Raw genomic sequence first — 13,126 nt, 5'->3', positions numbered from 1 at the left:
TTGCCATCCAAAAGTGCGGTCTATGATTTCAACTTTATTAGGAATGTTCAAACCGGTCAAGTTCCGAAAGAATGGGGGTATCCACGATGTTTTAGTGGTTGCTCTTCCCATGCTGTTGAGCATGTCCTTTGACACCTTGATGACCTTTGTAGACCGATTGTTCCTAAGCAAGCTGGGTCCTGCCGAGATGAATGCAAGCCTTGGGGCAGGTGGCATGAATATGGTTCTCACCACCTTCTTTACGGGAATGATCAGTTACACCACCGCCATGGTGGCACAACGTTTTGGAGCCGGCCGTAAGAATGAATGTGCCAGCGTGTTCATGCAGGCTGTGTATCTTTCCGTAGTTTGCGTGCCTCTTCTTTACTTGACCATACCCCTGGGGCACTTTGTCTTTGGATTGCAGGGATTGGCCGCCGACCAGCTTGCCTACCAGAAGACTTACTTTAACATTTTGATGCTGGGCGGGGTGGTGACCCTTATCCGAAATGCCGCCCCCTGTTTCTTCAGCGGTATTGGCGAAACCAAGATCATCATGAAGGCTGCCTTCGTGGGCATGCTGGTAAACATTGTTTGCAATTACTTCCTGATTTTTGGGGTTGGCCCTTTCCCGCGTCTTGGTGTTGCTGGCGCCGCCTACGGAACCGTTATCGGGAACATTGTCTCCACGGCAATGCTCTTTGTAGTCTACTTTGGAAAGAAAAATCATTCCCGTTTTGCAACCCGTTCCAACCTGAGGCTGAACAGAAGCCAGGTCAAGGAACTGCTTAGGCGGGGATTGCCCTCGGGTGTGGAAATGTTCTTGAACATGGCCGCATTTCAGCTGATGATTTTGATTTTCCACGGGCTTGGTCCCGAAATGGCGACCGCTGCTTCCGTGATGTTCAACTGGGACATGGTGGCTTATGTCCCCCTGATGGGCTTGGAGGTGGCGTCAACTAGCCTGGTTGGTCGGTACGTGGGAGCAAAGCAGGCGGCTGCGGCTACACGTTCTACACGCTCCGGCCTTAAGGTGGGCTGGGCCTACTCCTTGATTATTGGCGTTCTCTTGATTTTCCTGCCAGGCGTATTGACAGATATCTTTAGACCCGATGCTACGGCAACGGCTGATGCCATCGCCATCTTTGAAACCGCAAGGCCCATGAGCATTTTCATGCTGAGAATTGCAACCGTCTACATTTTTGTGGAAGTGCTGCTGGTGATTTATTGTGGTGCCCTTCGTGGCGCAGGCGATACGGTCTGGGTAATGTTTGCTTGCGGAATCATGAACTGGTTCAATACCGTAGCCCTTTACGTGTCTACCTACCATCTAGGTGTTCCTGGCCATTATGCCTGGATTATTGTGGTGGGAGTTTACTCCACGGCTCCAATCATCTTCTGGCTACGCTGGAAGAGTGGCAAGTGGCGTAAGCACGTGCTTGACCAGAAATAATTTTCTAAACCATGGGATTCGCTAGGGCAATGCCTTTGCGATTTTTGCGGCAAGTTCCGCATTGTTCAGACGCAGGTGCTTCTGGGCTTCTACGCTTTCGGCGCCCATCTGGTTCTTGACGCTTTTCAGCAGGTAAGGCGTGATGGCCTTGCCCTTGATGTCGTCCCACACGGCTTCCTTCACAGCCTTCTCGATGGCGCGGTTCATTTCGCTTGCGTTCACAGCGTACTGCTCGGGAATGGGGTTGGTGACCAGAAGGCCGCCTTCCAGGTTCAGGGCCATCTTGGCATCGAAGGCCTTGGCGATGGTTTCCACATCACCTACGCGGTAGTCTACGTTGAAGTCGCTTTCTCGGGCCATGTAGGCTGGCAGCTTGTCGGTGCCGTAACCAATGACTGGAATGCTCTTGGTTTCCAGGTATTCCAGGGTCAGGCCCAGGTCCAGAATGGACTTGGCGCCAGAGCAGACGCAGACCACATTGCTTACGGCTAGCTCTTCCAGGTCGGCGGAAATGTCCATGGAGGTTTCTGCACCGCGGTGCACACCGCCGATACCGCCGCCGGCAACCACCTTGATGCCTACCAGGTCTGCAATGAGCATGGTGGCGGCGATGGTCATGATGGCGTCCTTCTTCTGGGCGATGAGCATGGGGATGTCTCGGCGGGAAGCCTTGATCAGCTTGCCCTGCTTCTTGGCGAATTCCTCAATTTCCTCGTCGGAGAGACCCACCTTGATGCGGCCGTCCTTGATGACGATGTGGGCGGGAATGGCTCCAACCTCGCGGACCCTGTTTGCCAGGGTCTTGATTGTATTGAAGTTTTCGGGGTAGGGGATTCCGTCAAATGCACCGGCTGATTCCAGGGCTACGATGGCGGAGCCATCTTCGAGGGCTTTACGGGCGTCTGGTTCAAAATCGATATACTTGATCATAGAAACTCCTTGTTTTCGATGACGGAAAGATAGAAAAAAAGAAAATTTGTTATATTTTCACCCGAAAACTTTAATTACTACTCAAAAGAGGTTAAATAATCATGGGTATCAATTACTTCAATTCCATCCCGCTGCGTCGTCAGCTCGAAGAAATCGGCCACTGCCGTTTCATGGATTCTTCCGAATTTTCTCGCGGTGTAGAAGCCCTCAAGGGCAAGAAGATCGTGTTCGTCGGTTGCGGCGCTCAGGGTCTCCACCAGGGTCTCGACCTGCGTGATAGCGGTCTCGATGTTTCCTACACTCTCCGTCCGGAAGCAATCGCCGAAAAGCGCCAGTCCTGGAAGAACGCTACCGAAAACGGTTTCGCCGTCGGTACCTACGAAGAAATGATCCCCACTGCTGACCTGGTTTGCAACCTCACACCGGATAAGCAGCACCACAACGTGATCCCCGCTGTCATGAAGCTCATGAAGAAGGGCGCAGCTCTCTCCTACAGCCATGGCTTCAACATCGTTGAAGAAGGCCAGCAGATCCGTGAAGACATCACCGTTATCATGGTGGCTCCCAAGGGTCCGGGTTCCGAAGTCCGTTCTGAATACGTTCGCGGTTTCGGTATGCCCTGCTTGATCGCAGTCCACCCCGAAAACGACCCCGAAGGCAAGGGTTGGGACTATGCCAAGGCTTACGCCGCTGGTCTCCATGCCGACCGTCCGGGCGTTCTCGAAAGCTCTTTCGTTGCAGAAGTGAAGTCCGACCTCATGGGTGAACAGACCATCCTCTGCGGTATGCTCCAGACCGGTACTATCCTCTGCTACGACAAGATGGTCAAGGAATTCGGTGTTGAACCGGCATACGCAACCAAGCTCCTCCAGTACGGTTGGGAAACCATTTCCGAAGCTCTGAAGCACGGTGGCATCACCAACATGATGGACCGTCTCTCCAACCCGGCTAAGGTTCGTGCAAACGAACTCTCCGAAAAGATGAAGGTCATCATGCGCGGCCTCTACCAGGAACACCAGGACAACATCATCTCCGGTAAGTTCTCCTCTACCATGATGATCGACTGGGAAGCTGGTGACAAGGACCTTCTCGCATGGCGTGCAGCTACTGGCGAACTGGAATTCGAAAAGGTTGCCGCTACCGATAAGGCTATCTCTGAACAGGAATACTTCGACCGTGGCGTCCTCATGGTCGCTATGATCAAGGCCGGTGTGGAACTGGCATTCGAAACCATGTGCTCCGTCGGCATCAAGCCCATGAGCGCTTACTACGAATCCCTCCACGAAACTCCGCTCATTGCAAACCTCATTGCTCGTAAGAAGCTGTTCGAAATGAACCGCGTGATCTCCGATACCGCAGAATACGGCTGCTACCTGTTCGCTAACAAGTGCGTGCCTCTGCTGAAGGACTTCATGGCTACCGAAGTCACTAAGGAAGACATCGGCGCTATCTTCGGCGAAGGCAAGTCCACCGCTGTTGATAACGAAGAACTCATCAAGGTCAATGCCAACATCCGTAAGCACCCGGTTGAAGAAATCGGGGCTTGGCTCCGCGCTCGCATGTCCGGCATGACAAAGGTTGTCTAAGCTTCGGCTTACGTCGTTCTCGGCCCACTCGCCGTACTAGATGTACGGCTTCGGGGCCTGCGGCCTAGTAATCCTCGCTTATCCAATCTTTGTACCCCGCGTCGTATAATCTTCGCGATTAAGGTTGTAGCATTTGAGTCTCGCTAAGTTTTCGCTTGGCGGGACTTTTTTATTCCATGTTAGAATATGGCTGTGGGACTTCTTTGCCTTGCAGCGGAACTTTTTATCTCGCTTTATGTAAAAAAAAGTATAGGTTTCCTGTGTATAGTATCCAAGGGAAATCGTCATGATCGATTTTAGCCATATTTCGGAATCATTTGAACACGCGATCGCCAATCGCGAGTTTTCCGTTTACTTCCAGCCTCAGTACAACCATTCCACCGGAGCCTTAATTGGAGCCGAAGCGCTGGTTCGCTGGATATCTCCCGAACATGGTTTCATTTCGCCGGCGGACTTTATTCCGGCTCTTGAGGAGATGGGACTGATTCCCGCCTTGGACCTGTATGTTTTCGAAGAAGTCTGCCGCTTCCTCCGGGATTGCATCGACAGCAAGAAGTCCCTGGTGCGGGCTTCCGTAAACATGTCCCGAAATGACATCCTGTGTGAGGACTACATCGACCGTCTTGAGGCTTTGCGCCAAAAGTACGATATTCCTACACGTTTTATCCATGTGGAATTGACGGAAACTGCAGCCGTTTCCGGCGCCCAGGTGGTTATCGATTCCATCAAGAAATTGCATAACCTCGGCTATACCGTCGAGATGGATGATTTCGGTAGTGGCTATTCTTCCCTGAATATTCTGAAGGATATCGAGTTTGATGTCCTTAAGCTGGACCTGAAGTTTATTGGCGGAGCCATTGGTAGCGAACGCGGAGGAACCATTTTGAGTTCTGTGGTCCGCATGGCCAAGTGGCTAAAGCTCCCCGTGATTGCCGAAGGCGTGGAAACTGTGGAGCAGGCTGACTTCCTTAAGAGTGTGGGTTGCGACTACATCCAGGGCTATCTCTATTCCAAGCCCATGCCTGCCGCAGATTATGCAAAATTGCTAAGTGGAAAATCTGTGGGTACAATGGTTCCCCAAATGAACCTGGACCAGTTTGTGGATGCCGGCAAGTTCTGGAATCCGACTTCCATGGAAACCTTGATTTTCAGCAACTTCGTCGGTGCCGCCGCCATTATGGAAGTTCGCAATGATTCTGAATCGATGGAGATTCTCCGGGTGAATCAGAAGTATGTCCGCGAACTTGGAATGAATTTGTCCGAAAGCGAGATTGTGGCTTTGAATCCCATTGATACTCAGGAGCCGGAATCCAGAAAGATTTTCAAGGCTACTTTGGACAAGGTTGTGGAAACCCACGAAGAACAGGAATGCGAAACCTGGCGAAACGTAACTTCGGGCTGTTGCGGAACGGAGCGTATCTGCATTCGCAGTTCCATTCAGCTTATTGGTGAAAGCAAGGTCAGTCGCCTGTTCTATGTGATGGTGCGTAACATTACCGCAGAGAAGAATGCCTACCAGGGACTGGTCCGTCAGGAACAGAACTTCAAGGCTGCCGTGGAGCAGGCCAACATGTTCCTGTGGGAGTACACCATCGCCACGAAGGAAATGCGTCCCTGCTTCCGTTGCCAGGGCGTGTTGGGCTTGCCGCCCTTGATCAGGAACTATCCCGAACCGCTGATTGAAAATGGTCTGTTCCCGGCGGACTATGCCGACATGTATCGCGACTGGATGCGCCAGATTGATAATGGACTAAAATCCATTGAGGGAGTTATTCCCCTGACCGCAGAACGCATCCCGTTCCATGTCCGCTATACCACGGAATTTGACGAAAATGGCAATCCGGTCAAGGCTTACGGGTCCGCCACCCTGGTGGTGGACAAATAGCAGGCACATCCTCTAGAGGAAGACGCAAATCCCACCCGATTTGCGTCTTTCTTTTTGCCCTTTTTTCTGAAAGGAAAAACATCATTTTTTTATTTTTACCCCGATAAATTTAATGCATGTGGAGCTTATATGTTCAAAGTTGGATTTGATAACGACGCGTACCTGAGAACGCAGTCCGAGAAGATTGCCGAACGTATTGCAAAGTTCGGTGGAAAGCTTTATCTTGAATTTGGCGGCAAGCTGTTCGATGACCATCACGCAAGCCGCGTGCTGCCTGGCTTCGCTCCGGATTCCAAGATCCGCATGCTCGAAAAGCTGAAGGATAAGGCCGAAGTCATTATCGCCGTTAACGCCAACGATATCGAAAAGAACAAGGTCCGCGGTGACCTGGGCATTACCTACGATCAGGACGTTCTCCGTTTGATCGACGCCTTCCGCGGTTATGGCCTTTATGTGAGCAGCGTGGTACTGACCCGCTGGCAGGACCAGCCCAGCGCACTTGCCTACCAGAAGAAGCTTGAAACACTTGGTCTCAAGGTTTACCGTCATTATCCTATTGCTGGCTACCCCAACAACATTCCTCTGGTAGTGAGCGACGACGGCTACGGCAAGAACCAGTTTGTTGAAACAACCCGCGAACTTGTGGTGGTAACTGCCCCAGGTCCGGGAAGTGGAAAGATGGCTGTGTGCCTTTCCCAGATTTATCACGAAAATACCCGCGGCGTCAAGGCCGGTTACGCCAAGTTCGAAACATTCCCCATCTGGAACATTCCTCTGAAGCATCCGGTGAACCTGGCTTACGAAGCAGCAACTGCCGACTTGAACGACGTGAACATGATCGACCCGTTCCATCTGGAAGCCTATGGCAAGACCACCATCAACTACAACCGTGACGTTGAAGTGTTCCCCGTGCTGAACGCTTTGTTCACCCGCATCCTTGGCGAGTCCCCGTACAAGAGCCCCACCGACATGGGCGTGAACATGGCCGGTAACTGCATCGTTGACGACGAAGCCGTCAGCGAAGCCGCCAAGCAGGAAATCATCCGCCGCTACTACAACACCCTTTGCGATGTCCGTAAGGGCAACGCCGATCAGGACCAGGTTTACAAGCAGCAGCTGGTCATGGAACAGGCTCACGTCAGCACCGCAGACCGCCCGGTTGTGGCAGCCGCTCTCAAGCGCTCCGAAGAAACCAACGGCCCCGCAGTGGCTATCGAACTTCAGGATGGCGCCATCATCTCTGCAAAGACTTCCTCCTTGCTGGGCGCTTCCTCTGCAATGCTTCTGGATGCCCTCAAGCACCTGGCAGGCATTCCCGACGAAGTCCGCCTGCTTTCTCCCATGGTCATTGAACCCATTCAGAGCCTGAAGACAAAGCAGCTGGGCCATACCAATCCCCGCCTCCACATGGACGAAGTGCTGGTGGCTCTCTCTGTTTGCGCTCTCACCGATTACAACGCAAAGATCGCCTTGGAAAAGCTGCCTGAATTGCGTCACTGCGATGTTCATTCCAGCGTGATTTTGTCTCAGGTAGATGTGGGCGTGTTCCGCCGCCTGGGTGTGAACTTGACCTCTGAACCGAATTATCAGACTTCAAAGTTGTACCATACTTAAAAGCTTTGCGTATTTAAAGCAAATTGAAAAGTCCCGGCTAGTGCTGGGACTTTTCGTTATCATGAATGACACAAAAAAAACGGCCGGTAAAACCGGTCGTTTTTTAAAGTTTCGTATATCGCCTTACTTACTCTTTTTCGGGGGGTGTGCAGCAATCTTCTTTGTGCCCTTGGCCTTGTCGGCAGCCTTGGCGGCCTTTTCTTCGGCTTCGGCAGCCTTTTCAGCGGCATCGAATGCTGCTTGCATGTCTTCGAGAGCGCCGACCGGATCTTCTTCGATGATTTCGGAAGCTTCGTCTACCAGTTCGGCAAAGTCGTCGTACCAGTCTGCGAAGATTTCTACTTCAAGATGATCGGGGCCAGGAACGGTAAGACGGACACCGCAGCTTTCGCCAACGCGGTCCAGGTACTTTGCCATTTCGGGCTTCAGGAGGGTGAGGTCCAGACCGTCCAGATCTTCCGGTTCCAGCCATACGCCGTCTTCTTCTTCTTCTTCAACCTTAGCAGCCTTCTTGGAAGACTTCTTGTCGGCCTTCTTGTCTTCGCAGCAACCGCACTTGCAATCGCCACAGCAGCAGCCGCAGCCGTTCATTTCAAGATATTCTTCGTCATCGATGCCGCTATCGTAGTAGAATTCGTCGTCTTCAAGATAGAGGGTTTCAACAAAGATGGACTTTGCACCGAGGGTCTTTGCTGCAGCAATGAATTCCTTCAGGTCGCCGCCGAAGTAGCGGGTTGCTTCCATGTCGTCGTTCAGAGCCTGAACGGGAACGGGGAGGAGCTTCTGCTTCTTGAGGTAGTCGCAGATTTCATCGTAAATGGACTTCTGATTCTTAGCCATTGTAAATCTCCTATTAAACGTGGTACTTCTTGAGGCTTTCGGCCTTTTCGTTGATGAGCTTCATGATGCGTTCCACGGCTTCTTCGCCACGGGCGGTATCCTTCACGCTGGTCATGGGCTGGAACAACGGGCTGTTGAACAAGGTTCCCAGAGGAATGGGGTTCTTGCGGCAGAAGGTGGTTTCCACGTAGTCGCGGACTGCGCTCTGCAGGTCCTTGGCCTTGGATGCGTCACCTGCAACGTAAGCCTTGTACAGGTCAGAGAAAATCTTTGCTGCTTCGGGGATGTTACCGGTTGCGGTAATGAGGCCCTGGCCGCCCATTTCGAGCATGTCGATGAAGAAGCCGTCTTCGCCAGAGAGAACGGCGAAGTCGTTGTTCTTGGTTTCCTTGATGACGCGGAGGGTATCTTCGTGATACTTTTCGCCGATACGGAAGTCAACGGCCTGCTTAAGACCGATGATGTTCTTGTCTTCGGAAAGAGCAATGAGGGTGTCGGGATGAACGTAGCTAGCGGTACGGCCCGGAACGTTGTAAATAATGATCTTGGCGCCGGTTTCGGAGCTCAAGGTGCGGAAATGCTTTTCGATGCCTTCCTGGGACGGGTTGTTGTAGTAGCCGGTCACGCAGAGAACGGGAACTTCGGCAATCTTCAGCACTTCTTCGATCATTTCCACGGATTCGCGGGTGCAGTTGGAGCCTGCGCCGGCAATGACGGGAACGCGACCACCGACATAGTCAAGAGTGAACTTGATAATGTCCATGTGCTGCTTGTGGGAGACGGTGGCGCTCTGACCAGTGGTGCCAACCGGGAGAATGCCGGAGACGCCAGAGGCAATGAGGTCGTCGATCATCTTTTCCATCTTCTTGTAGTCGACGGAATTGCGAAGGTTCTTGGGATCATCGTCCATCAGCGGGGTGAACAATGCGGGAAAAACACCAGTAAGTTGAGAAGCTTTAGTAATTTGCATGGCCATAAAATAGATAAAAAAGAGCGAAACAGGCGAGATTTGGTGGTATTTTGTGACAATTTATATGGCACTTTGTGATGATTTGGCATCTGTATCGCAGATTTTGCTAGTTTGTATGTAATCCTGGGCGGTTTGGACCTGTCTTTCTGGTTGAATTGGTTTCAAATGGATGCTTTTTTGAACCTGTATTCCTTAATTATCGGTGTGGTTCCAAATATGAAAAAGCCTTTTTTACTAGATTAGGACTGTAAAACTTTAAAACAGGAACCCATATGGAAAACATTACTCAGATTTGGAAGAAGATCCAGTCCCCGGAATTCAACCCCGCAACGGACATGGCTCTGGTAGAACAGGTTAAGCAGGTGGCTCTCACCTCCCAGGAACCGGCTAAGGTTAGCTTTGGTACTTCTGGCTGGCGTGGTGAAATCGGCTCTGAATTTACCCTCCGTAATCTGCAGGTTGTTGGCGCCGCAATCGTTCGTCTTTACAAGGAAGCCGATGCAGCCATGTTCGAAGCTCTCGGCGTCAAGGATTTTGCTGACCTCCAGAAGCGTGGCGTTGTAGTTGGCCACGATAACCGTCTCCTGGGCCACGAATTCTGCGAAGCTGTTGCAGACCAGTTTGCCAAGGCTGGCGTCAAGGTCTACTACGGCAACGAAATGCCTACTCCGGAATTCTCCGCTGCAATCGAAATGCTGGGTGCTGCATGCTCTATCAACATGACCCCGAGCCACAACCCCAGCCACTACAACGGCATCAAGTTCAACCCGGCTGATGGTGGTCCTGCAGGTCCGGAAATCACCAACGTGATTACCGCCCTCTCCAACGAAATGATGGCTACCTGGAAGTTTGAACCGGTATCCAAGGTTGACTGGGAAATTATTGACTCCCTCAAGATTTACAAGGAATTCCTCGTTAAGCAGGGCACTATCAAGTTCGACCGTATCAAGGAATTCATCAAGCAGGGTCGCCTGACTCTCGTTTGCGACCACGTTCATGGTTCCACCCGTCGTCGTCCGGCCGCCCTCCTCGACAATCCGGAATGCCTCATCACTCTTCGTAACGAAGACGACAGCCTCTTCGGCGGCATCGCACCGGAACCGTCCTCCAAGAACCTCGAAAAGGTTCGCAAGGTTCTGGACGAAAGCAAGTCCTGGTTCCGCCTTGGCGCAATCTTTGACCCGGATGGTGACCGTATCCGCTTCTACGATGGCTCTCGCGAAATCGACATGAACCAGTTCGGTGCGATCGCTTTCCACTACATGGCTACCTGGCGTAAGGAACAGGGCGTTGTTGCAAAGTCTGTTGCAACTTCCAACTTCGTGAACATCATTGCCGAAAAGCTTGGCGTTCCTGTTATGGAAACTCCGGTGGGCTTCAAGAACTTCCGCCCCTGGTTGTCTCGTACCGCTAAGGACAAGGCTTTGGTCGCCTTCGAAGAATCCGATGGTATCTCCGGCCTTAACAACACCCTCGAAAAGGATGCCCAGTTCGGTCTCCTCATTGCTCTCGAAATCATGGCTGTTACCGGCAAGAACCTGGGTGAATACCTGGATGCCCTGTACGAAGAATACGGCCGTTTCTACCCGAGCCGTGCAGGCTTCGAAGTGGATAAGTCCCTGGTTGGCGCTCCGCTGAAGGCCAAGGTTGACGCTGTTGCAGAAGCTGCCAAGGTCGGTGCTAAGGTCATGGTCGGTTCTACCGAAAAGACTGTTAAGCAGCTCTTGACTCTCGATGGCGTTAAGATTATTTTCGAAGACGACTCCTGGATGCTGGTTCGCCCGTCCGGTACCGAACCCAAGGTTCGTATCTATACCGAATGCCGCAACCCGGATGAAAAGGATCCTATGTTCGAGGCTGCCAAGGCTCTGTTCTACAAGAACTAAGTCTTTTGGGGATTGGGTTACGAATAAACGTTAAAGGAAAAGACCTATGAAAAAGTTACTTGCAGTTCTTTTTATGGCTTTTGCCGTAGTCTGCTCTGCTCAGTCTGTTAAGCCCGAGTTCCAGGCTTTCTCTGGTGCTCTGCTTAAGCTTAAGAAGGCCGAGAAGGGTTTCCATAAGTTCCAGCTTACCGTGGACGTTGCTCCGTGGGCTTTCCAGGCAACTGGTGAAGTCCAGGCTCCCGGTGGCGATCCTGATGTGCTGATTACCGGTCTGTTCGATGGTGACGTCTATGCTGTGCTTGCATACGTTCCGTCTACTGCAGCAGGTTCGGATGGTCAGGAATACCAGGTGGGCTTCTTCGATATCATGCTGTACTACGAAGAAGAACCGACACGTGTTCGTAACCTGAAGTTCAAGCTTCTGCCTCCCGCCAATGACGATTGGGCTCTGGGCATCCTGAAGGACGCTCTTGAGTCTGGTTCCCTGCTGGGCAATGTCTGGGGCGGCAAGTATGAAGGTGCCATCACCAAGGCTTCCGCAGATCCTCTGGATAAGAAAAAACTCCAGGCTTTGCAGAAAAAGAAGAAGCATAAGCTTTCCGATGACGATGGTACCATCTCCACCCGTAAGCGTCGTGTTCAGGCCGACGAAGACGAGGAAGAGGTAAAGCCGAAGAAGAAAAAGAAGTCCTACGATGAAGACGAGGACGAAACCCCCAAGAAGAAGAAGTCCAAGAAGAAGAAGGTCTCTTCCGATGATGATTGCGATGCTCCTGGCATGAGCGTTAAGGAAAAGCGCCAGTGCAAGATGAAGCTGAAAAAGTAATCTTCGAATAAAATTTTTAAATTTAACCGCGAAATTTAACGAACCCACAAGAGGTATAATATGTCCGGTCACTCCAAATGGGCCACCACCAAACGTAAGAAAGCCAAGACTGACGTTGCTCGCGCCAAGGCTTGGAACAAGTTGATTAAGGAAATTTCTATCGCTGCTAAGCTTGGCGGCGGCAACCCGGATGCAAACCCCCGCCTCCGTGCTGCAATCATCAAGTCCAAGTCTCAGAGCTTGCCCACTAAGAACATCGAAAGTGCTATTGCCAAGGGTACTGGCGCTAACGGTGGCGCAGACGTTACCGAACCGCTGTACGAAGGCCGCGGTCCTGCAGGCATTGCCATCATGGTGCAGTGCATGACCGACAACAAGGTCCGTACCGTTGCTGAAATCCGTAACATCTTCAACAAGAACGGCGGCGCCATGGGCGAAACCGGTTCCGTTACTTGGGCATTCACCTACAAGGGCATGATTGTTATCGATGCAGAAAAGTATCCTGAAGACCAGGTTATGGACTTGGTTTTGGAAGCTGGCGCAGAAGACATGAGCACCGAAGATGGCGTTCATGAAATCTCCACCTCTCCGGAAGCATTCGACGCCGTTACCCGCGCTCTCGAAGGTGCAAACATCGAAATGATGAGCGCTGAAATCACCTACGTTGCAAACGATCCCGTCAAGCTGGGTCACGACGATGCCGTTAAGCTCCTCAAGCTCATCGACAAGTTCGAAGATCACGACGACGTTCAGGACGTTTACCACAACGCTGAAATCGACGAAGCCGACATGGACGCTGAGTAATGACCGCTCGTGCTAGAATAGAGATAAGTACATCTCGTTAGCACTCGCTCTCGCTAAAAGGTCCCTGGTGATGAACCAGGGACCTTTTGCTCACGGAGACCTCAAGTCGCGGTGGAGTGCTTGCACTCCGAAATGACCGAGGAGAAGAGGCGGACGCTGGAGCCGTTGGCGTAAGCGTCAGTAATCCGTAAGGCAATTCTGCGGTTTAAGGAGCCCTTGGTTAAGAACCAAGGGTTCTTTTTTTACAAGTTATTTGGCAAAGCCGTGGATAACGTATATTGTCTTTCGCAAATTCCTTTAAGGGGGTAAAAAAATAGGATGTTCCAATTTTTAGATTTGAAATAACCACAAAT

Annotated in this window: 10 protein-coding genes; 7 read left to right on the top strand and 3 right to left on the bottom strand. The window is 51.7% G+C overall.

The window, feature by feature from the left end; translation table 11 throughout:
* Window positions 1-22: 22 nt before the first annotated feature.
* Window positions 23-1,432 carry an MATE family efflux transporter gene (locus tag MJZ26_06780; GenBank protein MCQ2105480.1) on the top strand — a complete coding sequence of 470 codons (1,410 nt, stop codon included), beginning with the start codon at window positions 23-25 and terminating at the stop codon, window positions 1,430-1,432.
* 21 nt (window positions 1,433-1,453) lie between these two features.
* On the opposite strand, the gene MJZ26_06775 is transcribed toward MJZ26_06780, so the two are convergent.
* Window positions 1,454-2,362 carry a pseudouridine-5'-phosphate glycosidase gene (locus MJZ26_06775; protein MCQ2105479.1) on the bottom strand — a complete coding sequence of 303 codons (909 nt, stop codon included), beginning with the start codon at window positions 2,360-2,362 and terminating at the stop codon, window positions 1,454-1,456.
* A 101-nt stretch (window positions 2,363-2,463) separates the two neighbouring features.
* Between MJZ26_06775 and ilvC the strand changes: the two genes are divergently transcribed.
* From ilvC to MJZ26_06760, 3 genes are all read left to right on the top strand, one after another.
* Window positions 2,464-3,948, top strand: a complete 1,485-nt coding sequence (gene ilvC, locus MJZ26_06770; GenBank protein ID MCQ2105478.1) for a ketol-acid reductoisomerase — start codon at window positions 2,464-2,466, stop codon at window positions 3,946-3,948.
* Between the two features lie 286 nt (window positions 3,949-4,234).
* A complete protein-coding gene (locus MJZ26_06765) occupies window positions 4,235-5,833 on the top strand; it encodes an EAL domain-containing protein (GenBank protein MCQ2105477.1) in 1,599 nt (532 codons plus the stop codon).
* A 129-nt stretch (window positions 5,834-5,962) separates the two neighbouring features.
* The gene (locus MJZ26_06760) at window positions 5,963-7,447 is read left to right on the top strand and encodes a DUF1846 domain-containing protein (protein ID MCQ2105476.1); all 1,485 of its coding nucleotides are present in this window, start codon (window positions 5,963-5,965) and stop codon (window positions 7,445-7,447) included.
* A 123-nt stretch (window positions 7,448-7,570) separates the two neighbouring features.
* Here MJZ26_06760 and MJZ26_06755 read toward each other — a convergent pair whose 3' ends face one another.
* Complete coding sequence (locus MJZ26_06755; GenBank protein ID MCQ2105475.1) at window positions 7,571-8,287, bottom strand: hypothetical protein; 717 nt, start codon at window positions 8,285-8,287, stop codon at window positions 7,571-7,573.
* A gap of 13 nt (window positions 8,288-8,300) precedes the next feature.
* Window positions 8,301-9,257, bottom strand: a complete 957-nt coding sequence (gene dapA / locus MJZ26_06750; GenBank protein ID MCQ2105474.1) for a 4-hydroxy-tetrahydrodipicolinate synthase — start codon at window positions 9,255-9,257, stop codon at window positions 8,301-8,303.
* 272 nt (window positions 9,258-9,529) lie between these two features.
* On the opposite strand from dapA, the gene MJZ26_06745 reads away from it, so the two are divergent.
* Genes MJZ26_06745 through MJZ26_06735 form a run of 3 tightly spaced genes read left to right on the top strand, consistent with a single transcriptional unit; the run spans window position 9,530 to window position 12,773 of the window.
* Window positions 9,530-11,143 (top strand): phosphomannomutase, encoded by a 1,614-nt coding sequence (locus MJZ26_06745; GenBank protein MCQ2105473.1) that lies wholly within the window; start codon window positions 9,530-9,532, stop codon window positions 11,141-11,143.
* Window positions 11,144-11,189: 46 nt separating this feature from the next.
* Window positions 11,190-11,969, top strand: coding sequence for a hypothetical protein (locus MJZ26_06740; GenBank protein MCQ2105472.1), 780 nt, complete (start codon window positions 11,190-11,192; stop codon window positions 11,967-11,969).
* Between the two features lie 60 nt (window positions 11,970-12,029).
* The gene (locus MJZ26_06735) at window positions 12,030-12,773 is read left to right on the top strand and encodes a YebC/PmpR family DNA-binding transcriptional regulator (GenBank protein MCQ2105471.1); all 744 of its coding nucleotides are present in this window, start codon (window positions 12,030-12,032) and stop codon (window positions 12,771-12,773) included.
* Window positions 12,774-13,126: the final 353 nt, after the last annotated feature.

The organism is Fibrobacter sp., from assembly GCA_024398965.1.
In the GTDB taxonomy this organism is placed as follows: Bacteria; Fibrobacterota; Fibrobacteria; order Fibrobacterales; family Fibrobacteraceae; genus Fibrobacter.
This window is presented reverse-complemented; position numbering and strand designations above follow the sequence as displayed.